24 protein-coding genes are annotated in these 22,828 nt (G+C 76.9%); 3 read left to right on the top strand and 21 right to left on the bottom strand.

Translation table 11 applies throughout. The features are described from left to right. Positions 1-58: 58 nt before the first annotated feature. The 11 genes from ACYX4T_RS22170 to ACYX4T_RS22120 form a co-directional block, all read right to left on the bottom strand. Positions 59-424: a hypothetical protein gene (locus ACYX4T_RS22170; protein WP_476011417.1), complete on the bottom strand. Its 366-nt coding sequence runs from the start codon at positions 422-424 to the stop codon at positions 59-61. Further along, on the bottom strand, positions 421-891 hold the full coding sequence (locus ACYX4T_RS22165) for a hypothetical protein (RefSeq protein WP_476011416.1): 471 nt from the start codon (positions 889-891) through the stop codon (positions 421-423). The genes ACYX4T_RS22170 and ACYX4T_RS22165 overlap by 4 nt, the downstream gene beginning before the upstream one ends. After that, positions 888-1,325 (bottom strand): DUF7937 domain-containing protein, encoded by a 438-nt coding sequence (locus ACYX4T_RS22160; protein ID WP_476011415.1) that lies wholly within the window; start codon positions 1,323-1,325, stop codon positions 888-890. Before ACYX4T_RS22160 ends, ACYX4T_RS22165 begins: the two co-directional genes overlap by 4 nt. Beyond that, entirely contained in the window at positions 1,322-2,296 is a 975-nt protein-coding gene (gene hemB / locus ACYX4T_RS22155; protein WP_476011414.1) for a porphobilinogen synthase, read from the bottom strand. The genes ACYX4T_RS22160 and hemB overlap by 4 nt, the downstream gene beginning before the upstream one ends. Beyond that, positions 2,296-3,942 (bottom strand): bifunctional uroporphyrinogen-III C-methyltransferase/uroporphyrinogen-III synthase, encoded by a 1,647-nt coding sequence (locus tag ACYX4T_RS22150; protein WP_476011413.1) that lies wholly within the window; start codon positions 3,940-3,942, stop codon positions 2,296-2,298. The genes hemB and ACYX4T_RS22150 overlap by 1 nt, the downstream gene beginning before the upstream one ends. A gap of 23 nt (positions 3,943-3,965) precedes the next feature. Further along, positions 3,966-4,994, bottom strand: coding sequence for a hydroxymethylbilane synthase (gene hemC, locus ACYX4T_RS22145; protein ID WP_476011412.1), 1,029 nt, complete (start codon positions 4,992-4,994; stop codon positions 3,966-3,968). Then, complete coding sequence (locus tag ACYX4T_RS22140; RefSeq protein WP_476011411.1) at positions 4,991-6,385, bottom strand: glutamyl-tRNA reductase; 1,395 nt, start codon at positions 6,383-6,385, stop codon at positions 4,991-4,993. The genes hemC and ACYX4T_RS22140 overlap by 4 nt, the downstream gene beginning before the upstream one ends. Beyond that, the gene (locus ACYX4T_RS22135; RefSeq protein ID WP_476011410.1) at positions 6,382-7,218 is read right to left on the bottom strand and encodes a redox-sensing transcriptional repressor Rex; all 837 of its coding nucleotides are present in this window, start codon (positions 7,216-7,218) and stop codon (positions 6,382-6,384) included. The genes ACYX4T_RS22140 and ACYX4T_RS22135 overlap by 4 nt, the downstream gene beginning before the upstream one ends. Positions 7,219-7,582: 364 nt before the next feature. After that, complete coding sequence (locus ACYX4T_RS22130; RefSeq protein WP_476011409.1) at positions 7,583-8,269, bottom strand: twin-arginine translocation signal domain-containing protein; 687 nt, start codon at positions 8,267-8,269, stop codon at positions 7,583-7,585. Then, positions 8,266-8,853 (bottom strand): hypothetical protein, encoded by a 588-nt coding sequence (locus ACYX4T_RS22125; RefSeq protein WP_476011408.1) that lies wholly within the window; start codon positions 8,851-8,853, stop codon positions 8,266-8,268. The genes ACYX4T_RS22130 and ACYX4T_RS22125 overlap by 4 nt, the downstream gene beginning before the upstream one ends. Next, positions 8,850-9,089 (bottom strand): glutaredoxin family protein, encoded by a 240-nt coding sequence (locus ACYX4T_RS22120; RefSeq protein ID WP_476011407.1) that lies wholly within the window; start codon positions 9,087-9,089, stop codon positions 8,850-8,852. The genes ACYX4T_RS22125 and ACYX4T_RS22120 overlap by 4 nt, the downstream gene beginning before the upstream one ends. A 1,237-nt stretch (positions 9,090-10,326) precedes the next feature. Here ACYX4T_RS22120 and ACYX4T_RS22115 point away from each other — a divergent pair. From ACYX4T_RS22115 to ACYX4T_RS22105, 3 genes are all read left to right on the top strand, one after another. Then, positions 10,327-10,908, top strand: coding sequence for a sigma-70 family RNA polymerase sigma factor (locus ACYX4T_RS22115; protein WP_476015342.1), 582 nt, complete (start codon positions 10,327-10,329; stop codon positions 10,906-10,908). Between the two features lie 124 nt (positions 10,909-11,032). Continuing rightward, positions 11,033-12,358 carry a DUF5667 domain-containing protein gene (locus tag ACYX4T_RS22110; protein WP_476011406.1) on the top strand — a complete coding sequence of 442 codons (1,326 nt, stop codon included), beginning with the start codon at positions 11,033-11,035 and terminating at the stop codon, positions 12,356-12,358. Positions 12,359-12,508: 150 nt separating this feature from the next. Further along, positions 12,509-13,624, top strand: coding sequence for an HAD family hydrolase (locus ACYX4T_RS22105; protein ID WP_476011405.1), 1,116 nt, complete (start codon positions 12,509-12,511; stop codon positions 13,622-13,624). Positions 13,625-13,632: 8 nt separating this feature from the next. On the opposite strand, the gene ACYX4T_RS22100 is transcribed toward ACYX4T_RS22105, so the two are convergent. The 10 genes from ACYX4T_RS22100 to ACYX4T_RS22055 form a co-directional block, all read right to left on the bottom strand. Then, positions 13,633-14,679, bottom strand: a complete 1,047-nt coding sequence (locus ACYX4T_RS22100) for a lysophospholipid acyltransferase family protein (protein ID WP_476011404.1) — start codon at positions 14,677-14,679, stop codon at positions 13,633-13,635. 52 nt (positions 14,680-14,731) lie between these two features. Next, positions 14,732-15,784 carry an NAD-dependent epimerase/dehydratase family protein gene (locus ACYX4T_RS22095; protein ID WP_476011403.1) on the bottom strand — a complete coding sequence of 351 codons (1,053 nt, stop codon included), beginning with the start codon at positions 15,782-15,784 and terminating at the stop codon, positions 14,732-14,734. A gap of 87 nt (positions 15,785-15,871) precedes the next feature. Continuing rightward, complete coding sequence (locus tag ACYX4T_RS22090; protein WP_010241351.1) at positions 15,872-15,973, bottom strand: 30S ribosomal protein bS22; 102 nt, start codon at positions 15,971-15,973, stop codon at positions 15,872-15,874. 125 nt (positions 15,974-16,098) lie between these two features. Beyond that, a complete protein-coding gene (locus ACYX4T_RS22085) occupies positions 16,099-16,272 on the bottom strand; it encodes a helix-turn-helix domain-containing protein (protein WP_274234950.1) in 174 nt (57 codons plus the stop codon). Positions 16,273-16,556: 284 nt separating this feature from the next. Next, on the bottom strand, positions 16,557-17,408 hold the full coding sequence (gene proC / locus ACYX4T_RS22080) for a pyrroline-5-carboxylate reductase (protein WP_476011402.1): 852 nt from the start codon (positions 17,406-17,408) through the stop codon (positions 16,557-16,559). Positions 17,409-17,430: 22 nt separating this feature from the next. Continuing rightward, entirely contained in the window at positions 17,431-18,213 is a 783-nt protein-coding gene (locus ACYX4T_RS22075; protein WP_476011401.1) for a sugar phosphate isomerase/epimerase family protein, read from the bottom strand. Between the two features lie 45 nt (positions 18,214-18,258). Further along, positions 18,259-19,752: a hypothetical protein gene (locus ACYX4T_RS22070; protein ID WP_476011400.1), complete on the bottom strand. Its 1,494-nt coding sequence runs from the start codon at positions 19,750-19,752 to the stop codon at positions 18,259-18,261. Between the two features lie 5 nt (positions 19,753-19,757). After that, complete coding sequence (locus ACYX4T_RS22065) at positions 19,758-20,750, bottom strand: Ppx/GppA family phosphatase (RefSeq protein ID WP_476011399.1); 993 nt, start codon at positions 20,748-20,750, stop codon at positions 19,758-19,760. 23 nt (positions 20,751-20,773) lie between these two features. Continuing rightward, a complete protein-coding gene (locus tag ACYX4T_RS22060) occupies positions 20,774-21,499 on the bottom strand; it encodes a response regulator (RefSeq protein WP_476011398.1) in 726 nt (241 codons plus the stop codon). Further along, the gene (locus ACYX4T_RS22055; RefSeq protein ID WP_476011397.1) at positions 21,496-22,782 is read right to left on the bottom strand and encodes a sensor histidine kinase; all 1,287 of its coding nucleotides are present in this window, start codon (positions 22,780-22,782) and stop codon (positions 21,496-21,498) included. The genes ACYX4T_RS22060 and ACYX4T_RS22055 overlap by 4 nt, the downstream gene beginning before the upstream one ends. Positions 22,783-22,828 lie beyond the last annotated feature (46 nt).

Raw genomic sequence — 22,828 nt, 5'->3', positions numbered from 1 at the left:
GGACGGTGGTCGTCGCGGCGCCGGACGGAGGATACGGTCGCGAGCCCGGGTCAGGCGATCACGAGCCGGGCTCGGCTCCCGTCGCCGAGGTGGCGGGCTGGGGGGCGGGCCCGGTCGGCGGGGTGCCGGCGGTGTCGGCCGTCCCGGCGGTGCCGGCCGTCCTGGCGGTGCCGGCGGTGTCGGCCGCCTGCTCCCCGCGCCGCGCGGCGCCCAGCGCCGGCACCCCGACCAGCGCGACGAGCACCGCCGCGACACCCGCCACGGTGCCGCCGAGCAGGTAGCCGCCGACGAGGTGGAGCTGGCGGATCGGGGTGACGAGCAGCCCGCCGGTCGTCTCGCGGACCTCCACCCCGGCGATCAGCAGCACCACCGCGACGACGGCGAGCACCACGGCGACGCCGATGAGCAGGAGCGCGCGCCTCACGACGCCGCCCGCGCGCGCAGCAGGTCCTCGAGCGCCCGGCGCAGCGCCGCCCCGTCGCGCGCCCAGGCGACCGCGCGGGTCCCGTCGGACAGGCGCAGCACCACCGGCTGCAGGCGGCGCGGCACGACCGGGCCGTCGCCGAGGACCCGCACGCCGTGGTGCTCCTCGTCGGGCGGGCGCAGCGACGTCACCTGCGACATCGGCAGCCGGGTGGTGCCCTGCACGAGCACCGAGGAGGTCAGCTCGACGCGCAGGAAGCGCCGGCGGCTGCGCACGAGCACGAGGGTGTAGAAGAACACCAGCAGCCCGACGCCGAGCCACAGCGACACCGACACCCCGCCGGGCGCGAAGCTCTCCAGCCCGATCCCGGCGACCGCGAGCACCGGGCCGAACAGCAGGATCCAGGGCCGGGTGCCGGTCTCGGCGTAGAGCACCGGCTCGTCGCGGGTGCCGTCCGGCGCCGTCATGCCGACCGGCCGAACCAGGCCCGGGCCGCGGGCAGGTGCAGCAGGCCCGCGGCGACGACGAAGGCGACGAACCACGCGCCGCCGGCGCCCAGGAACGTGACCTGCACCAGGCCCGCCGTCGCGAGCACCGCGCCCAGCACCGTCAGCCCGGTCCGCGCGGTCCGCGACCGGTCACGCAGCCGCCGGGACGCGACGAGGGTGGCGACGCCCGCGGCCGCCAGCACGACCATCGCGCCGAGGACGGCGACCGGCCCGGTGCCCGGGTCGAGGTCGCCGAACGCCAGCCCCAGGCCGAACAGCAGCGCGGTCCCGGTCATGAGGACGCCGAGCACGCACCACAGCACGATCGCCGCGGTGACGACGCCGGGGCGGCCGGGCTCCTCCTCGGGCGGGGTCACCGGCCGGGACGCCGGCGCGTGGTCGGCCACCGTCACCGGTCCAGCCAGGCGGCGGCCTCGGTAGCCCAGTACGTGAGCACGATGTCTGCGCCGGCGCGGCGGATGCCCGTCAGCGACTCGAGGATCGTGCGCTCGCGGTCGAGCCAGCCCCGCTCGACCGCCGCGGAGATCATCGAGTACTCGCCGGAGACCTGGTAGGCCGCGACCGGCACGTCGGCGGCGTCGGCGACCCGGCGCAGGACGTCGAGGTAGCCCATCGCCGGCTTCACCATGACCATGTCGGCGCCCTCGTCGAGGTCGAGCGCCACCTCCCGCCCGGCCTCGCGGCCGTTGGCGGGGTCCTGCTGGTAGGTGCGCCGGTCGCCCTGCAGCTGCGAGTCGACGGCCTCGCGGAACGGGCCGTAGAACGCGCTCGCGTACTTCGCCGAGTAGGCGAGGATCGCGGTGTCGGTGAACCCGGCCTCGTCCAGCGCGGCCCGGATGACGCCGACCTGGCCGTCCATCATCCCGCTGGGCGCGACGACGTGGGCGCCGGCGCGGGCCTGGGCCACCGCCATCTCGCCGTAGACCGCCAGCGTGGCGTCGTTGTCGACGCCGCCGTCCGCGTCGAGGACCCCGCAGTGGCCGTGGTCGGTGAACTCGTCGAGGCAGGTGTCCGCCATGACGGGCAGGGCGTCACCGACCTCGGCGCGGACGTCGCCGAGCGCCACGTTGAGGATGCCCCCGGGGTCGACCGCACCGGACCCGACCGCGTCGTGGCGGGCGGGCACGCCGAAGAGCATGATCCCGCCGACGCCCGCGGCCGCCGCCTCCGCCGCCGCCTTGCGCACCGACTCGCGGGTGTGCTGCACGACGCCCGGCATCGAGGAGATCGGGCGCGGGGCGTCGAGCCCCTCGGCGACGAACACCGGCAGGACGAGGTGGCGCGGGCGCACCTCGGTCTCGGCGACGAGGCGCCGCATGCCGGGGTTGGCGCGCAGGCGGCGGGGACGGTCCGTCGGGAACATCAGCGCTTGCGGGCCTTCGTCTTGCGCGGCGGGGGCAGGGCGCCCTCGGCCCGCAGCTTGTTGGCGTGCGCGGCCAGCGCCTCGACCAGCGACGGCACGTCGGCGGTCTCGGGCTTGACGTCGACGCGCAGCCCGAACTCCACGGCGGTCTCCGCGGTCTTCGGGCCGATGCAGGCGACGATCGTGCGGGCGTGCGGCTTGCCCGCGATCCCGACGAGGTTGCGCACCGTGGACGACGAGGTGAAGCAGACCGCGTCGAACCCGCCGGTCTTGATCGCCTCGCGCACCGGGGCGGGCGGCGGCGCCGCGCGGACCGTGCGGTACGCGGTGATGTCGTCGATCTCCCAGCCGCGCTGCTGCAGGCCCTCGGCGAGGGTCTCGGTGGCGATGTCGGCGCGCGGGAGCAGGACGCGGTCGACCGGGTCGAGCACGTCGTCGTGCGGCGGGAAGACGTCGAGCAGGCCCTCGGACGACTGCTCGGTCTCCTCGCCCGGCACGAGCTCGGGGTGCACGCCGAACGAGCGCACGACGTCGGCCGTGGCCTCGCCGACGCAGGCGATCTTGACGCCGGAGAACGCGCGGGCGTCGAGCCCGAACTCGCCGAACTTCTCCCACACGGCGCGCACCGCGTTGGCCGACGTGAACACGACCCACTGGTAGCGCCCGTCGACCAGGCCCTTGACCGCGCGCTCCATCTGCGCCGGGCTGCGCGGCGGCTCCACCGCGATGGTGGGCACCTCCTCGGGCACCGCGCCGTGCACGCGCAGGCGGTCGCTCATCGCGCCGGCCTGGTCCTTGGTGCGCGGCACGAGGACCCGCCAGCCGTAGAGCGCGCGGGACTCCCACCACGACAGCGTCGCGCGGTCGGTGACGGCGTCGCCCAGGGTCACGACCAGCGTGCCCTCGAGCTCCGCGCCGTCCGCGGCGAGCTTGTCCAGGCTGGTCTCGACGGTGCGCTGGCGCGAGCCGGTGCCGGCCGTGGTGACCAGCGCGGGCGTGCCGGGCTTCCACCCGTTCTCGACCAGCTGCGCCGACGCGCCGGCGAGCTCCGCGGCCGTGGCCTGCAGGACCAGCGGGCCGGGCGCGACCGCGAGCGCGGCGTAGTCGACGGCCTCGCCCGCGGTGAGGTCCACCGTGGTGTGGGCCGGGCCGAGCGCGACGCCGGCGTAGGTCGGGACCGCGGTGTCGGCGGGCATGCCGGGCACGACGTCGAAGGGGACGCCCGCCGCGGCGACGGCGCGGACCTCGGTGACGACGTCGGGGCGCACGAGCGGGTCGCCCAGGCACAGGCGCACGACCGAGGCACCGCCCCGCGCCTCGGCCACGACCGTCTCGGCGAGCGCCGCCGGGTCGGCCGGCGCGGGGCCCGCCCCGGCGCCGGCGGGGTCGTCGGCGGCAAAGCCCGGCGCCACGACGGCGTCGGTGGCCGGACCGCCCGCTGCGGGGTCGTCGCCGGCGTGCCCGACCGGGCGCACCGTCACCGACGACGGCAGCAGGCCGAGGACGTCGGCGGGGACACCGCGGTCGGCGACGACCAGCGTGGCGGCGGCGAGGGCGTCGCGCGCCCGCACGGTCAGCAGGCCCGGGTCCCCGGGTCCGCTGCCGACGAAGGCGACCCGGCCGGCGGTCGTCGAGGGTGCTGTCATGTCTTCCGTTCCCATCGTGGTGTTCAGTCCGCGGGCGGCGGGACGGCGTCGGCTCCGCCGGCGACGGGCATCGCGTACCCCGACGGCTCCGCCCCGTCGGCGAGCAGTTCCTCGGCCAGTTCCCGGCCGATCCGCTCGGCGTCCTCGGTCTCTCCGGTGGCGGAACCGCGCACGAGCGCGCCGTCCGCCGTGGTGGCCACCGCGCGCAGCGACAGCCGTTCGATCACGTGCCCGTCGTCGTCGAGGTCCTCGACGACCTCGGCGAGCGCCCCGATCGGGGCGCTGCAGGGTGAGCCCAGGGCCGACAGGACGGCGCGCTCGGCCGTGACGGCCACGGCGACGCCCTCGTCGTGCAGGGTCGAGCGCAGGAGGTGCTCGAGCGCGGGGTCGTCGCTGCGGCACTCGCAGGCGAGCGCGCCCTGCGCCGGCGCGGGGAGCACCTGCAGGGGGTCGAGCACCTCGGTGGCCTCGCCGACCCGCCCGAGGCGGGCCAGCCCGGCGCGGGCGAGCACGACGCCGTCGAGCTCGCCGCGGGTCACCTTCCCGATCCGGGTGTCGACGTTGCCGCGGATCGGGACGAGCTGCAGGCCCAGCCCCAGCGCGGCGATCTGCGCGACCCGCCGCGGCGAGCCCGTGCCCACCACCGCGCCCGGCGGCAGCTCGCCCAGCACCATCCCGTCGCGGGCGATCAGCGCGTCCCGCGGGTCCTCGCGCGACGGCACGGCGGCGAGCGCGAGGCCGGGCACCGCCGCGGTCGGCAGGTCCTTGTAGGAGTGCACGGCGACGTCGATCTCGCCGGCGAGCAGCGCGTCGCGCAGCGCGGTGACGAACACGCCCACCCCGCTGCCCGCGATCGGCGTGCCCGCCGCCTGCGACCGGTCGCCCTCCGTGGAGATCGTGACGACCTCGACCGTGGCGCCCGCCGCGGTCAGCGCCGAGGCGACGATGTCGGTCTGGGTGCGGGCGAGCAGGCTCGCCCGGGTCCCGACGCGGATCGTGCGGGCGCCGTCGCCGGTGAGTGCCGCGGTGTCCGCGGTGTCGGTCACGGTCATCGCCGCCCCCCGCTGAGGGCCTGGTCCATCCCGTCGCCGGGCTCGACGCTGGTGGTGGCCGCGGGCACCGTGCCGGGGACCGTCTCCGTGGCCGCGAGCACCGCGGGCGTCTGCGGGTCGAGCTCGAAGAGCTCGCGCAGCGCCTCGGCGTAGGAATCGCCGCCCGGCGCCTGCGCCAGGCGCTTGACCTGCACGGTCGGCGTGTGCAGCAGCTTGTCGACGACGCGGCGGACGGTCTGGGTGACCTCGCCGCGGGCGTGCTCGTCGAGGTCGGGCAGGCGCCCGGCCAGGCGCAGCAGCTCGGCGTCGACGACCTCGGCGGCGCGCCGGCGCAGCGCGGTCACCGTGGGCGTGACCTCCGCGGTGCGCTGGGCGGCGAAGTAGGCGCGGACCTCCTCGGCGACGACGGTGCGGGCCTCCTCGACCGCGCGCCCGGCGCTCGCGGAGCGCAGCCGCTCGCCGAGGGCGGCGAGGTCCACGACGGTGACCCCGGCCAGGTCCGCGGCGCGCGGGTCGACGTCACGGGGCAGGCCGAGGTCGCAGACGACCAGCGGGCGGGCCGCGGCGTCACGCCCCGCGAGGGCGGCGCGCACGTCCTCCTCGCCGACGACGGTGCCGACGGCGCCGGTGCAGGCCACGACGACGTCCGCGGCGGCGATCTCGCGGCGCAGTGCGTCGAGCCCGGCGGCGCGGGCGGCCGCCCCCTCGGCGCGCAGCGACACCGCGAGCCGCTCGGCGTTGGCCTCGGAGCGGTTCGCGAGCACGGTCTCGGTGACGCCGGCGCGGCGCAGGTGCGCGGCCGACAGGGCCCCCATCGACCCGGCCCCGACGATCAGGGCGCGCCGCCCCTCGAGCGTCCCGAGCGCGGCCTCGGCGTCGGCCAGGGCCTCGGAGACCACCGAGGCGCCGGCCGCGTCGATCCCGGTCTCGGCGTGGGCGCGCTTGCCGACGCGCAGCGCCTGCTGGGCCAGCTCGTGCAGCACCCGGCCCGCCGACCCCAGCTCGCGGGCCTCGGCGTAGGAGGTGCGCAGCTGCCCGAGGATCTGGGCCTCGCCGACGACCATCGAGTCGAGCCCGGCGGCCACGGAGAACAGGTGCTCCACCGCGGAGCCGGCGTAGTGCACGTAGAGGTGGTCGGTGAGGTCGGAGACCTCGGCGTGCGCGTGGCGGGCGAGGACGTCGGTGACCTCGGTGAGGCCGCCGTGGAACGTCTCCACCACCGCGTAGATCTCGACGCGGTTGCACGTCGACACGAGCATGGCCTCGGTGACGTGCTCGCCGGTGAGCAGGTCGTCGAGCACCTTACGGGTGTCGTCTCCGGACACGGCGACGCGCTCGAGCACCGGCACCTCGGCGGTGCGGTGCGAGACGCCGACCAGGAGCAGGCTCATCGGGAGACCGCCTCTCGCGGGGTCGGGTGCGGGGCCGCTGCGGGCCCCGCGGCCGGCACCGTCCCGTGCCGGCGGGCGACGTGGAACGAGAGCACCTGCATCTCCACCGCCAGGTCGACCTTGCGCACCTCCACCCCCGCCGGCACGGCGAGCACGGTGGGCGCGAAGTTCAGGATGCTGCGCACGCCGGCGGCCACGAGGTGGTCGCAGACGCGCTGGGCGGCGGGCGCGGGTGTCGCGACCACGCCGATGGTCACGCCGCGCGCGGCGCACACCGCGCCGATCGCGTCCGCGTGCTGGACCTCGACGCCGCCGATGGTGGTGCCGACGAGCGCCGGGTCGACGTCGAAGAGGGCCGCGACGGGGAAGCCGCGCTGCGCGAAGCCCCCGTAGCCAGCCAGGGCGTGCCCGAGGTTGCCGACCCCGACCAGGGCCACCGCGTGCGGCCGGGTCAGCCCCAGGGTCGCCTCGACCTCGGCGGTGAGCCGCGCGACGTCGTAGCCGACCCCGCGCACGCCGGACGAGCCGATGTGCGAGAGGTCCTTGCGCAGCTTCGCCGAGTTGACGCCGGCGGCGGCGGCGAGCTCCTCGCTGGAGACGGTGCCGCGGCCCTCGTCGAGCAGCGTGGTGAGCACGCGCAGGTAGACCGCCAGCCGGGCCACGGTCGCCTCGGGCACGGGGCGGGTGGCGGGGTCGGCGGAGTCGGTCGCGGCGTCGGCGGCGTCGGTCACGTCGCCGGTGTCCTCGGCGTCGACCGGCGCGAGGGCGTCCTCGGGCGTCCGGGTCGACGGCACCGGGCGTCGGGAGGGCCGGGTGCCGCGGTCGACCGTCACTTCCGGGCGCCTCCTGTCATCCCTCGCTCGCGTGCCGCGCGGCGCGGCGTTCCTCCGCACCCCTCGCGCGGGCCCGCACCTCGCGGCACTGCACCACGTGGACGTCCCCGGATCGGTTCCGGACAACGCTAGCGCTCGTGAACGCACGCACAAAATCGCCGCGACCCGCGGACCAGGGGCTGGGACGCCCACCGCGCCGACGCGGACCGCGCCGTGTCGTACAGGCGTCGTGCTGGCGTCGTGCCGACCGGCGGAGGCCCCCAGTCTGCCACCGGTCGCGCTCCGACGCCGTGCCCGAACCCCGTCCGGAGCAGGACGGCGCGGTGCCCGGCGTCCCCCGTGCGCCGTCCGGTGGACGTCCGCGTCAGACCGTGAGCGCCTCGGGCGTCAGCGCCCCGGCGACGGGATCCGTGGGTGCGGTGGGCGGACGGCCCAGCAGGAAGTCGGCGGTGGCGCCGTGCATGGCCACGACGGGTCCGACGCCCGCCGCGAGCGTGACCGCGGACGCGTCCGTGACCTCGCCCACGATCCGGGTCACGGTGGCGGTGACGGTGCCGGTGAGGTCGGCGGCGAGGCCCAGGAGGTCGATCGGGGCGCGGGCCGCGTCGAGGCGGCCGCGCAGCGCGGGCTCGACGGTGAGCGGGTAGCCGGTGACCGTGGGACGCCCGCCCGCCTCGAGCAGCCGGTTCCACGCCTCCGCGTGCGCGACGTGTTGCGCGGCGGCCCCCGACAGGTATGCGGACACGACGCCCGGCACCGCACCGAAGCGCCCCTGGCCGGCGCCGGTGGCCGCCTGGCCGAGCAGGTCGCCGGCGAGCCCGGAGAGCGCGGCGCCGAGGGCGACCCAGGCCGCCTCACCGGCGTAGGCCGCCGGGGTGGTCGACGTCGTGGTCGTGGGCGACGGAGGGGCGCCCGGCGCGGGCGGGCCGGCCGGCGCCGCGTCCGAGCACGCGGCGAGGCCCGCCGTGCCCGCGAGCGCGCCGAGCCCGACGAGGAAGCCCCGCCGGGAGAGGGGGCGGGGCCGGTGACGGGGCTCGGGCCAGGGTGTCATCGCGGCGTCCCCTCGGTCGGCGGCGAGGCCTTCTCCGTGGGGAAGAGGACGTCGGGGAAGCCGACGGTGCCCGCACCCGGGGGCAGGGCGAGCAGGTCCGGGGGCGAGGCGACCAGCTCGGTCCGCCCGCTCGCGAGCAGCGTCTGCAGGGTCAGCAGCAGGGACTTGCGCCGCGCGGCCGCCGCCGCGTGCCCGGCGACGGTGGTGCGCACGGGCGGGGCGGAGAGCTCGACGACGTCGCTGACCAGCGTCTGGGCCAGGACGTCCTCGAGGGTCAGCGCGAGCCCGACCACGTCGCCCGTGCCCCGCACGGTCGGCAGGGCCTGCTCGACGATCGGCGCGTACTCGGGGTCGGGGTCGGTCTGCACCCGCCCGCCGGCCTCCCGCGTGGCCTCGGCGAGGTCGGTGCGCGCCCGCTCGAGGGCCGCGACGGCCGCCGCGAGCAGCTCGCGCACCGGCGCCGGCGCGGACGCCCCGCCGCCGAAGGCCAGGCGCTGCAGGCGGACGTAGGTGTCGAGCGTCAGCTCCACCAGCGACGAGGCGGTCTGCAGGATCGGCACGTCGGCCGGGGCGGGCGCGGTCACCGGGCCCCCAGCGCGCGCACGAGGTCGTCGGGCTCGAGGCGCCACGAGGCGACCTCGACGTCGTCGACGAGCACGACGGGGATGCGGTCGCCGTACTCGGCGCGCCACTCCGGGTCGGCGCCCGGCCCGTCGACGTCCACCACGGTGTGCTCCTCGCCGACGCGGCCGCAGATCTCGCGCACCACGCCCTCCATCCGGTCACAGGTCCGGCAGTCGGCGCGCACGAGCACGACCACCCGGACCGGCTCCTCCGCCTCCGTGGACGAGGTCCCGGGGAGAGTGTCGGGCAGACCGTCGGATCCGGTGCGGTCGGGCGACACGGACCCCGTCGACCCGGCGGAGCGACCGTCCGTCGTACCGCCCACCGACGTCATCGCCCGCTCGTCGGACCGCTCGTCCGTCACCGCCTCGTCGCCTCCGTCCCGGGCCGTCCCGGTGCACCGCCCGGCGGCAGTCTCCCACGGTCCCCGGGGCCCCACGCGGAGCCCCGGGATACGCCCGAATGGCCGCTCGTCGCACCGTCGGTGCAGGTCGGAGAGGGTCGGCACCCCCGCGGGCGCGCCGGTGTCCGGGCTACTCACGCCGCACGTATGCTCCCCCGTCGACGCCCCCTCGGGGGGATTCCGGTCGGGGAAGGTCGATCGAGGGGGAGGGCATGTCCGACGCTGCCGGTCACCTCGGCCGCGCCTGCGCGCGCCGCGACGGCCGTGCGATCCGGACCGTCGTCCGGGTCCTCGCGCTCCGGTCCCGCCCCGCCCTCGACACCTCCGGCGGTGTCCCCGTCGTTCACAACGCGCCCGCGGCCCGAGCGATGCGCCCGACTCCTCCCGGAGCGCCGTGAGGCGCGCCGCACCCGATCCCGCCGACGAGCCCGGCGCCGGCCACCTGCCGGCGCGGGGCGGCGCCCGGCGCGGCCACGGCGCGGGGTCCACCGGGGGGCCCGCGGCCGGCTCCCGGGGACGAGCCCGCGGCGCGACCGGCACCGACACCCCGCCCGAGCCGCTGCTCGACGCGCGCGCGGACGGGCAGTCCCCTGGGCACGGTCCCGCCGCCCCGCCGACCGCGCCCCTGGCCTACCCGGCGCAGCGCCGCCGCGAGGACACCTGGCCCCCGGCGGACCAGGCCCCCGCCGACGCCCCGCCACGCCGTCCCGGCCGCCCCGGTCGTCCCCCCGAGGGCCGCCCGACGCCACCGACCGGCCTGCCGCGCCCGGACACGCTGCCGCCGGCGGCCGGTCCGCCCGCCCCGCCGGTCCCGCCGGCGCCCCGCACCGGCACCGGCCCGCTGCCCCCGACGGCCGCGCCGCCGGACATCGCCGGCCCGCCCGCCGGCCCGTCCGTCGAGGCCGGCGTGCCCACGGCCGCCGTGCCGCTGCGCCCGCCGGGCGACCCGCACACCGGCGCGGTGCCCGAGGAGTCGGCGCCGGTCGGGACGGCCGTCGAGGAGGCCCTCCCCGACGAGCTCCCCGACGAGCTGGCGGACGACCTCCCCGACGACGGCGCCACCGCCGAGGGCTGGGCGCTCGTCCGGCTCGCGCAGGAGGGCGACACCCGGGCGTTCGGCGAGCTCTTCGACCGCTACCACGACACCGTCTTCCGGTTCGTGCTCTTCCGCCTGGGCGACCGCCCGGCCGCGGAGGACCTCACCCAGGAGACCTTCGTCCGCGCGTTCCGCCGGATCGCCTCGGTGAGCTACCAGGGCCGGGACATCGGCGCCTGGTTCGTGACGATCGCCCGCAACCTCGTGCTCGACCACGTCAAGTCCAGCCGCTACCGGCTCGAGCAGTCCACGGCCGAGGTCGCCGACGTCGCGCCGTCGAGCGTGCGCCCCAGCCCCGAGACCGAGGTCATCGCCGGGGCGACCCACGCCGAGCTGCTCCGCTGCGTCGCCCGTCTCGGTGACGACCAGCAGGAGTGCATCGCCCTGCGCTTCCTCCAGGGACTCTCCGTGGCCGAGACCGCGGAGATCATGGGACGCAACGAGGGCGCCGTGAAGGCACTGCAGCACCGGGCGGTCCGTCGCCTCGCTCAACTGTTGCCCGAGGGGCTGCGGTGAGTCACATCGTTGTGGTTCGAACCGCACACCGCATCGTCGTAACCGGTCGCCCGTCCCGTCGTTCAACCCAGCGACGGGCACGGCGCGCACGGAAAGTGACGCGTGGACGATGAGGACGGGCGGCATGTCGAGCGGGCACGACGAGGACGACGAGCTCTTCGCTCGCGTCTGGGAGCAGCGGGACGCCACGGGGCGTCCGCCGCAGCCCGGTCGTGCGGGCGGGCCCGATCGGACACGGGATCCCGACCTCGCCCGTGACCTCGAGCTCGCCGCCGCCCTGCGGGCCGCCGGACGCGACGCCATCGGCCCGGACGCCGACGCGAGCGCCCGCATGCGCGCCGCGGTCATGGGCGAGGTGATGGCCGAGATCGGCGGGGAGACCACCCGGGACCGCGGCCAGGATCGTGGGTCGCCGTCCCCCCGCGAGCGCACCCGCGTGCTGCGCTCCCCCGACTCCGGTCCGGTCGGCGGTCGGGGGGCCGGCCGGGCCGGTGCGACCACACGCCGCGGGAGCACCCGCCCCGGCGACGGTCGTCCCGGGAGGGCCGCGACCCGCCGGCGCTCGACCCGTCTCCTCTCCTCGCTGGTCGGCGGGGCGTGCGCGGTCATGCTCCTCGGCGCCCTGACGGTGCTGCTCAGCCGCGGCGCGCTGCCCGGCGAGATGCTCTACGGCATCAAGCGGGCGTCGGAGAGCGCCGAGATCGGGCTGACCAGCGGCCAGGAGGCCAAGGGGCAGCGCCACCTCGACTTCGCCGCGACCCGCCTCGAGGAGGTGTCCGACCTCATCGGCCGCGACGCCGCCACGGCGGCGGGCAGCGGGCCGGTCGCCGCGGGCCTCGGTCCCGAGGAGGCCGGGCTGGTGCTGGACAACCTGCGCGACTTCGACGAGCAGGCCCGCACGGGCTCGCGCCTCATCCTCCCGCTGGCCGGCCGGCCGACCGGGCCCTCGCCCGAGCAGCTCGCCGAGTGGGCCCGCGAGCAGTCGGCGCGGATCGACACGCTGAGCCCGTCGCTCGACACCGACGCGCGCGGCGCGGCGGCCCAGTCCCAGCAGATGCTGCAGCGCCTCGGCCAGCGCGCGAACGCCCTGGGCGGCCCCCAGCGCTGCGCGACCGGCGGGGAGAGCGACGACCTCGGCCCGCTGCCGATCCGCGAGTGCGACACCTCCACCTCGCCGTCGGTGGCGACACCGGAGCGCACCGACGTCTCGGCCACCGAGACCTCGAGCACGACGACCACCACCACGACGACGAGCCGCACGAGCACCAGCTCCAGCGAGTCGTCGACGCGGGACGGCGGGACCGACGAGGACACGGGGTCGACCGGGGAGTCGGACGACACCGGCGACGACGCGCCGCCGCCGGTGCAGGTCCCCCTGCCGGTGCCGCTGCTCCCGCAGGTCGACGTGCCGCCGCTGCTGCCCGGTCTGCCCGGTCTCAGCCTGGGCTGACGCCCAGCCCGGTGGCGGGGCCGGTCGCGGGGCACCCCGACCGTCGTGGCTCCCGTCTAGGGTGAGGTCGCACCGCCCCGGGGTCGATGTCGTTCCGTCCCGCCCCGGCAGGCACGGTCCGGGACGGACGACCACGGGGAGGGTCCGCCGGTGGGACGACGGCGCGAGCGCCGGATGCAGGCGGAGCGCGAGGCGGCGCGGCTCGCGGGCGAGGCGTCCGCCGAGGCCGCCCTCGCCGATCCGGCGATCGGTGGGCCCACCGCCTCCGAGCTCCTCGAGTCGGTGCCGGAGAGCGCCGGCCCGACCACCGACCCGACCGTGGGCGAGAGCCCCGCGGACGTCGCCCCCCGGGCCGCCGGGGGCGCCCCGGACGGCGAGCTGGCCGGCGGCGGGCCCGCGGCGGCCGCCGCCGCGGCCGAGGCGCCGGACATCCGCCTGTACCCGCCGTCGCCACGGGTGCCGCCGGACCTCACCGCCGCCGCGTTCTTCGACGTCGACAACACCATGATGATGGGCGCGTCGATCTTCCACTTCGCCCGCGGCCTGGCGGCGCGCAACTTCTTCTCGGGCTCGGACCTGCGCGGCTTCGTCTGGCAGCAGCTCAAGTTCCGGCTCGGCGGCGAGGGCACCCCCGACGACGTCCGCGCCCACCGCGAGCAGGCGCTGTCGTTCGTGGCCGGCCAGTCGGTCGCGGAGCTGGTGGAGCTCGGCGAGGAGATCTACGACGAGCTCATGGCCGACCGCATCTGGGAGGGCACGCGGGCGCTGGCCCAGATGCACCTCGACGCGGGGCAACGGGTCTGGCTGGTGACGGCGACGCCGCTCGAGCTCGCGCGCATCATCGCCCGCCGCCTCGGGCTCACCGGCGCGCTCGGCACCGTCGCCGAGAGCGAGGACGGCGTCTACACCGGGCGCCTGGTCGGCGAGCTGCTCCACGGCCCCGCGAAGGCGCACGCCGTGCGCGCGCTGGCCGCCCGCGAGGGCCTCGACCTGCGGCGCTGCGCGGCGTACTCCGACTCGGTCAACGACGCCCCGATGCTCTCGGTCGTCGGCACCGCCGTCGCGGTCAACCCGGACTCCGACCTGCGCCAGCTCGCGCGGCGCCGGGGCTGGGAGATCCGCGACTTCCGCTCCGGGCGCAAGGCCGCGCGCATCGGCGTGCCGTCGGTGCTCGGCGCGGGCGCCGTGGCCGGCGCCGTGGTCGGCGGCCTCGCCTACCGCCGCCGCTCGACCGCCGGCCGGCTGGCCGAGCGGCTGGTGGGCTAGCCGGCGGTCTACCCCAGGAAGGCGTTCCGCCGGCCCGCGAGCAGGCGGTAGAGCGTCTGCTGGATGTTCTCGCGCACCTGGTCGGTCAGGTTGAACACCAGCATCGGGTCGTCCGCCGCCCCGGGCTCGTAGGCGTCGGTGTGGATCGGCTCGCCGAACTCGATGTACCACTTCGACGGCAGCGGCACGAGGCCGAGCGGTCCGAGCAGCGGCCAGGTCGGCGTGATCGGGAAGTACGGGACGCCGAGCAGGCGCGCGATCGGGCCGAGGTCGGCGATCTTCGGGTAGATCTCCTCGGCGCCGACGATGGAGCACGGGATGATCGGCACCCCGCAGCGCAGCGCCGCCGAGACGAAGCCGCCGCGGCCGAAGCGCTGCAGCTTGTAGCGGTCCGCGAAGTCCTTGCCGATGCCCTTGAAGCCCTCGGGCCAGACGCCGACGAGCTCGCCGGCCGACAGCAGGGCCTCGGCGTCGGCGTTGCAGGCCAGCGTGTGCCCCGCCTTGCGCGCCGCGGCGCCGACCCCGGGCAGGCCGAAGACCAGGTCGGCGGCGAGCATCCGCAGGTGGCGCGGCACGGGCAGGTCGTCGTGCGCCGCCACCGTCGTCATCAGCGCGTCGAGGGGCAGCGTGCCGGAGTGGTTGGCGACGAGCAGCGCCCCGCCCGACGACGGCACGTTCTCGGTGCCGATCGTCTCGACGCGGAACCACTTCTCGTACAGCGGCCGCAGCAGCGGCATGACGACGTGCTCGGTGAGGTCGCGGTCGAAGCCGAAGTCGTCGACGGTGTAGCGGCCGGTCAGGCGGCGCTGCAGGAACTCGCCGACCTCGGCGACCCGCGCCTCGAGCTCGGTCGGACCGGGCGTCCGCAGCGCGGCGAGCTCGCCCGCCGGGGCGTCCGTCCCCTCCTCGGTGCCATCGGTGAGGCCACGGGCGGCCGCGGTGCGCTCCTGGAGCGACCCGACACCGGGTCGGCTCGCCCGGCGCGGCGCTGGACGCGAACGGTGTCGGGGACCGCCGCCGTCGGAACGCAGCGGGATCACCCGGGCCTCGGGCATGACGTCACCTTCCGGGAGACGGGCGGGCGGGGCGGAGGGGTCGCGCGGGGTGTCAGGCACCGGAGGGCAGCGCCCGGGCCACGGCCAGCGCCGCGTCCTGGGCCCGGCCGAACGTGGCCGGATCGATCACCGGGCGCAGGTTGCGCCCGGCCACGAAGTCGTCGAAGGCCTGGACGGTCGTCCAGCGCGGGGTGAAGCCGAACTCGGTGCGCAGCTTCGTCGTGTCGACGACGCGCCCGAAGTTCAGCAGCCGCATCTGCTCGGGCGAGAAGTCGACGAGACGCGCGCGGCGCGTGAACCGCCCGACCAGCGGCACCGCGGGCTGCGGGATCGGCAGCGAGAGGCGCCCGGCCCGCCGGATCGCCTGGGAGAGCATGAGCACCCCGGCGCCACCGACGTTGAACACCCCGGGGAGGTCCTGCGCGGCGGCGCGCTCGAGCACCGCGACCGCGTCCTCCTCGTGCAGGAGCTGGACACGCGCGTCGTAGCCGAGCACCACCGGGACCACCGGCAGCGAGAAGTACCGGACGAACGACGTGTCGATCCGCGGCCCGATGAGGTTGACGAACCGCAGCGTCGTGACCGGGATGTCGGGCCGGCGCCGGGAGAAGCTGCGGACGTAGCCCTCGATCTCGACCGCGTCCTTCGCGTAGCCGCCGGGCGGGATCGCCTTGGGCTCGGTGGTCTCGGTGAACGTCGCGGGGTCACGCCGGCTCGCGCCGTAGACCGCGCTCGTCGACTTCACGACGAGCCGCCGCACCGTCTCGGAGCGCTGGCAGGCCGCGAGCAGCTGCATCGTCCCGATGACGTTCATCTCCATCATCATCGAGCGGCCGCCGGAGGCGCCGGGGTTGCCCGAGAGGGACGCGTGGACGACGGTGTCGACCTTCGCGGTGGAGATGACCTTGCCGATCAGCGGGTTGCGGATGTCCACGCGCACGAACTCGGCGCGACCCATCCGCCGCCGCATCTCCCGCGACGGTGGCGTGGTGTCGACGCCGAGGACCCGCTCGATCGACGGGTCGGACGCCAGGCGCGCCGCCAGGTGGCCGCCCAGGAAGCGGCTCACCCCGGTGACGAGGACGACGGACGGCGCCTCGGACATGCCCTGGACAACTCCCCCGGATAGCTGGCGACGACCCGGCCGCCCCGACCCGAGCCCCGTGCGCGGGGCCCCGGGCCGACGTGAGCCCTACTTGCCGAGCTTGCGACGCTGCACGCGGGTCTTGCGCAGGAGCTTACGGTGCTTCTTCTTCGACATCCGCTTGCGACGCTTCTTGATGACCGAGCCCATAGGGAACCTCTCGTGAACCGCGGGTGGAGACAGGGGCGACCGAGGCGGTCGCAGACACACCACCGTACCGGCCGCCCCGCGGGCGACCGGTGGTGGAGGGGTGCGACGGAGCGCGGTCGGTCCGGCTAGCCGGCGTCGAAGTAGGAGCCGCGCAGGTACTCGTGGACCGCGTCCTCGGGCACCCGGAAGCTGCGGCCCACGCGGACCGCGGGCAGCTCTCCGTTGTGCACCAGCCGGTACACGGTCATCTTCGACACCCGCATGGCGGCGGCGACCTCGGCGACGGTCAGGAACTGCACCCTCGCCAGATTGTCCCCGTCCGCCCGTCGCGGGCCAGGGCCCGTCGTGTTGTTGGGCATGGGTCTCACGCCTTCCGTGCACAGGCCGTGCCGCCGGGCTTCCCCTCCCGGCGGTTCGACACGCCGTGCTGTGCAGGTGAGGGTAGCGGGACGCGTGTGACGTCTGGTTCGAGTACACCCTCTCGTGCGTCGGCCGCGCAGGCTCGCGCGTCAAGCGACCACGCCGCGCCGCCCGAACACGATCTCGTCACGACGAACGGTCGCCGGACCTCCGCCCGGCGCGCTCAGCCGTCCTGGCGGCCGAGCGCCGCCGAGCGGTCGCGGGCGGCCGTGACGGCGCGCGCGAGGGCGCTGCGCAGGCCCTCGGCCTCGAGCACGCCGAGCGCGGCGGCGGTGGTCCCGCCCGGCGACGTGACCGCCTCGCGCAGCAGGCCCGGGTGCGGCGCGGCGTCCTCGCGGCCGTCGCTGCCCGGGGTGGTGAGCAGGCCGCCCGCGCCCTCCACCGTGGCCGTGACCAGCTCGGTCGCCACCGGGCGCGGCAGGCCCAGCGCCACGCCCGCGTCGATCATGGCCTCGGCGAGCAGGAAGACGTAGGCCGGCCCGGAGCCCGACAGCGCCGTCGCGAGGTCCTGCTGCGCCTCGGGCACCCGGACCGTGCGTCCCACCGCCGCGAGCAGCTCCTCGGCCGCCGCGAGCTCGGCCGCACCCGCGGCCGACCCGGCCGAGAGCACGCACATCGCGCGGCCGACGAGCATGGGGGTGTTGGGCATGACCCGCACGACCGCCGTCTCCGCCGGCAGGCGCGCCTCGAGCGCCGACGTGGGGAGGCCCGCCGCCAGCGAGATCAGGGTGGGCCGGTCCTGCCCCGGCGCCCGGCCGGCGAGGACGTCGCGCACCGCGTCGAGCACCGTCGGCACGTCCGCGGGCTTGACGGCCACGACGAGCACGTCCGCCCGGCGGGCCGCCTCCGGGGCGTCGACCGGGCCGACGCCGTAGCGCGCGCCGAGCTCCTGCGCGCGCGCCGCGACGCTCTCGACGACGAGCAGCGAGCCCGGGTCGCGCCCGGCGGCCACGAGCCCGCCCAGCAGGGCCTCGCCGATCTTGCCGCCACCCAGGACCGCCACCGTGCTGCTCATGGGGCGATCCTCCCCCAGCCCCTCAGACCGGCGAGCGGGGCAGGTCGGTGCCCAGGTGCAGCCGCGCGAACAGCAGCGACTCGGCGAGCATGTCGAGGCGCTCGTTGCGCGATCGCGCGCGCCGCGTGCTGATCTCGACGACCACGGTGCCCGCGAACCCGGACGTCCCGAGCCGCCGGCACACCTCCGCGCACGGTTGCGTGCCGCGCCCGGGCACGAGGTGCTCGTCGCGCTCGAGGCCCGTGCCGTCGCCGAGGTGCAGGTGCACCAGGCGGTCACCCATGCGCTCGAGCAGGGCCAGGGCGTCGTCGCCGGCCGTCGCGGTGTGGGACAGGTCGAGGGTGTACCAGCGGGCGCCGGTGCCGGTCGGGTCGTGGCCCGGGGTGTAGCTCGACCACCGCAGCCGCCCCCGGCGCAGCGGGAACATGTTCTCCATCGCGATCTGCACGCCGTGCGCCCGCTCGAGCTCGTCGATCTGGCGGGACAGCCCGAGGGCGTAGCGGTGCTGCCACCGGAAGGGCGGGTGCAGGACGACGGTGGGCGCGCCGAGGCTCGCGGCGAGGACGGCGCTGCGGCGCAGGCGCTCGGCCGGGTCGGGCGTCCACACACGCTGGGTGATCGCGAGGCACGGGGCGTGGACGGCGAGCACCGGCATCCCGGTGCGCTCCGAGGCCCGGGCGACGGACGCGAGGCGCTGGCTGTCGGGGTCGGTCCACACCATGAGCTCGACGCCGTCGTAGCCGAGCTCGGCGGCCACCGCGAAGGCGGAGTCCATGTCCTCGGGGAACACCGAGGCCGTCGACATGGCGACCGGCGGGCCCCCGTGCGGGGGCGGCGGAGGGCGCACGGATCAGCGGCTCAGCAGCACGATCGCGGCCGGGGAGACGGTGACCACCAGCCCGACGACGACGGCGAGCACCGTCGTCTGCAGGTCGTCGGACCTGCGCAGCGCGCGCACGCCGAACACGAGGCCCGTGGTCGCGGCGGCGGCGAGCACGAGCGCCACGACCGGCTGCTCCTGCCAGAGGTAGGAGAAGACGGTCCACAGCACCGCGCCGAGCAGGGCGCCGAGCACCAGCTGGACGACCATGATCGCCCAGTCGCGCGCCGAGGTGGCGCGGGACTCCGGCTCGTCGTCCTCGAGGTCGTCCTCGTCGAACTCGTCGAACTCGTCGTCGAGGTCGTCCTCGACCCGGCCACGCCGCGGCGGGCGGCCCAGGCCGGCGGGGACGTCACGGGGGTCGCGCCCGTCCTCGTCCCCGTCCTCGTCGAAGTGGTCGTGGTCGTGGTCGTCCTCGTCGTACTCGTCGTCGTCGAGGTCCGGGTGGGCGAGCGGCGACGCCGCGGTGGAGGGACCGCCGTCGTCCATCGGCCCGCCGCGCTGCGGGGGCGCGCCGGGCGGGCGGACGGCGGGCGACGCGGCGGTCGCGGGCCCGGCGTCGCCGACGCGGGCGGCCGGCACCCCGGGGTGGCCCGACGCGCCGGACACGGGCCCGGCGGGACGGGCCGGCGGGGCGCCGAACGCCTGCGTGCCGGTGGCCGGCGGCGCGGGCTGTTGCGCGGCGGTCGGCGGCGGTCCGGGGGACGGGGCCGCCGCGGGCGGCGGGGCGGCGGGCGGTGGCCCGGGCGGGGCGGCCGCGGCGCTGCCCCACGGGTCGCGCGGCGCGGGGTGGTCGGGGGCGGGGTGGCCGTGGGGGCCGGCACCGAAGCCGTTGCGGCCGCCGTCGTACCCGGGACCGCCGTACCCCTGGCCACCGTGACCAGGTCCGCCCTGACCCGGGCCACCGGGGCCACCGGGGCCACCGGGGCCACCGGGGCCACCGCGACCGAAGCCGTTGGCGGGCTGACCCTGGCCCGCGTAGCCCTGACCGTCGTAGGGCGAGCCGCCGTAGCCCTGGCCGTCGTACCCGGAGCCGTATGCGGTGCCGGTGCCGTAGCCGCGGGTGCCGGTGTCGTACCCGGTGTCGTAGCCGCGGGTGCCGGTGTCGTACCCGGTGTCGTAGCCGCGGGTGCCGGTGTCGTACCCGGTGTCGTAGCCGCGGCTCCCGGTCTCGTACCCGCCCGTGTCGTACCCGCCGGTCTCGTAGCCGCGGTCGAACCGGCCGGTGTCGTAGCCGGTGTCGTAGCCCGTGTCGTGGCCCGTGTCGTGGCCGTAGCGGTCGTCGGCGGGGGGCTCGGGCGCGCGGTAGGCGTAGCCGGCCGGGTCCGGCGCGGCGCCGCGGGGCTCGTCCTCGGGCTCGCCGGAGCGGCGACGGCGGGGCTGCTGGGACTCCGCGCTGTAGGCGGCCAGGAGCTCGGCCACGCTGCGCTGGGTTCCCGGACGGGGCCCGTCGTCCCTGTTCACGACCCCTACCGTGCCTCGTGCAGTGTCGGGCGTCCAGTCGCGAGGGGGCCGCCGACCGACAGCATCCCACCGCCCGGCTGTAGCTGGTCGAGACGACCCAGGATGATCCCCTCGCGCAGCGCCCAGGGGCACACCTCGACCTGGTCGAGGCCGAGCGCGGTCATCGCCTCGTGGGCCACGACGGCCCCGGCGACGAGCTGGTGGCTGCGGCTCGCGGAGACCCCTTCGAGCTCGGCGAGGTCGGACGAGCTCATGCGGGAGATGAACGCCACCACCTGGCGCAGGCCGGTCGCGGTGAGCGTGCGGCGCACCCGCGGCCCCGCGCTGCGGGGGGCGGCCCCGGTGAGCCGGGCCAGCGAGCGGAAGGTCTTCGAGGTGACCACCGCCCGGTCCGGCGGGCCCTCCCCGAGCAGCGTCGTCGCGGGCGACGCGAGCACCTCGTGCGCGTAGTCGGCGAGCGCCTTGACCTCGCGGCGCTGGGGCGGGTCCGCGGTGAACCAGTCACGGGTCAGGCGTCCGGCCCCGAGCGGCACCGAGATCGCGTGCACGGGCGCCTCGTCCCGCCCGACCGCCATCTCCAGGGAGCCACCGCCGATGTCGAGCACCAGGAGGTGGCCCGCCGACCAGCCCAGCCAGCGGCGCACGGCGAGGAACGTCAGCGCCGCCTCGTCCGGGCCCGAGAGCACCTGCAGGTCGACGCCGGCCTCGTCCTGCACCCGCTCGAGCACCGCCGAGGAGTTGGAGGCGTCGCGCACCGCGGAGGTCGCGAACGCCAGGAGGTCCTCGCAGCCCAGCTCGAGGGCCTGCTTGCGGGCGTCGGCGACGGCCGCCACGAGCGCGTCGGCGCCCTCGGCCTCGAGCCGACCCTCGTGGACGTGCTCGGCGAGCCGCAGCGCGGTCTTCGTGGAGTGGGTCGGCGTCGGGTGGCCGCCCCGCTGGGCGTCGACCACCAGGAGGTGCACGGTGTTCGACCCCACGTCCAGCACCCCGAGTCGCACGGCCGTGAGTCTAACGGGGTCGGTCAGGCGTCGAGCTTGTAGCCCAGTCCCCGCACCGTGACGAGGTGCCGCGGCGCGGACGGCTCGGGCTCGAGCTTGGCGCGCAGCCGCTTGACGTGGACGTCGAGGGTCTTGGTGTCGCCGACGTAGTCGGCACCCCAGACCCGGTCGATGAGCTGGGCGCGCGTGAGCACGCGCCCGACGTTGCGCAGCAGGTACTCGAGGAGGTCGAACTCCTTGAGCGGCAACGGCACCTCGGTGGGCGCGCCGTCGACCCCCTCGCCGACGACGGTCACGACGTGCCGGTCGACGTCCATGCGGATCGGGCCGGCCTCGAGCAGCTGGCGCTCGCCGGCGGCGGGCGCGGGCGCGCCGTCGGTCTCGGCGTCCTGGCCGCGGCGCAGCACCGCCCGGACGCGGGCGATGAGCTCGCGCGCCGAGTACGGCTTGGTGACGTAGTCGTCGGCGCCGAGCTCCAGCCCGACCACCTTGTCGATCTCCGCGTCGCGGGCGGTCACCATGATCACGGGCACCGAGGAGCGCTGCCGGAGGGCCTTGCAGACGTCGGTGCCGCTCATGCCCGGGAGCATGAGGTCGAGCAGCACGATGTCCGCGCCGTGGCGCTCGAAGTCGTCGAGGGCGGCCGCGCCGGTGCCCGCCACGGAGGTCTCGAAGCCCTCCTTGCGCAGCAGGTAGGCCAGCGGGTCGGCGAAGGACTCCTCGTCCTCGACGATGAGCACGCGGGTCATGGGGTTCCTCCGGGGACGGACGGGGCCGGGTCGCGCCCGGCCGTCGCGCTGTACGCCAGGTCGGCGTCGAGGTCGTCGAGGTCCGCACCGGCCTCGGAGTCGTCGGGGTCGTCGGGGTCGTCGGCGGGTGCGGCGGGGACCCGGAGCGTGAACGTCGAGCCCACGCCGGGCTGGCTCCACAGCCGCACCTCGCCGCCGTGGTTGGCGGCGACGTGCTTGACGATCGCGAGACCCAGCCCGGTGCCGCCGGTGGCGCGCGAGCGGGCGGGGTCGACGCGGAAGAAGCGCTCGAACACCCGCTGCTGGTGCTCGGGGGCGATCCCGATGCCGCGGTCGGTCACCGAGATCTCGATGCGGTCGCCCTGGCGGCGGCGGCGCACCGAGACCGGCGTGCCCTCCGGGGAGTAGGCGACGGCGTTCTCGAGCAGGTTGGTCAGCGCGGTGACCAGCAGCGTCCGGTCGCCCGCGACCTCGAGGCCGCTGGGGGCGTCGAGCAGGAAGCGCTCGCGGGGGTCGGGGGCGTCCTCGGGCGCGGCGCTCGCCGTGGCCTCGGCCGGGACCCGTACCCGCTTGAGCGCCTCGCCGAGCACCTCGTCGACGTCGACCCGCACGAGCTCGGGCAGCCGCTCGGCGCCCTGCAGCCGGGAGAGCGAGATGAGCTCGGTGACGAGCGCGCCGAGTCGGTGGGACTCGTTGAGGATCCGGGTGGCGAAGTGCGCGACCTCGTCGGGGTCGTCGGCGTCGAGCACGGCCTCGGCGAGCACCGCGAGCGCGCCCACCGGGGTCTTGAGCTCGTGCCCGACGTTGGCGACGAAGTCCCGGCGCACGGCCTCGAGCCGCACCGCCGCGGAGGTGTCGGTCGCGTCGACGACGACGAAGCCGTCCCCGAGCGGGCGGACGTGCGCGACGATCGTGCGCGGGGTGGAGCCCGGGGGGTGGGTCGCCGGCGACAGGTCGACCTCGCACGGCTCGGCGCCGTTCGCCACCCGCTCGGCGGCCGCGGTGACCCGCGGGTCGGGCCGGGCGTCGACGACGGCTCCCAGCGCCTCGGCGCGCTCGTTGGCGAGGACGACGTCGCCGAACCGGTTGATGACCGCGATCCCGGACTGCGACCGGCGCACCAGCCGCGCCAGGAGCTCGGCGACCGTCGGGCCGCGCACCCCGCGGGCCCGCTCACGCCCGGGCTCGTCCCGCTTCCACCGCACGGCGGCGGCCCCGGCGACGGCGCCGAGCGCCGCGGCCAGGAGAGCCACGGCGACGGTCACCAGCACCGGGACGGTCACGTTTCCCGATGGTAAGGGCGCCGTGGCTCCCAGGGTGGTACTCGCG

The organism is Actinomycetospora sp. ABD4_176 (assembly GCF_056311855.1).
The sequence above is the reverse complement of the archived record's forward strand: the minus strand, read 5'-3'. Positions and strand labels throughout refer to the sequence as shown.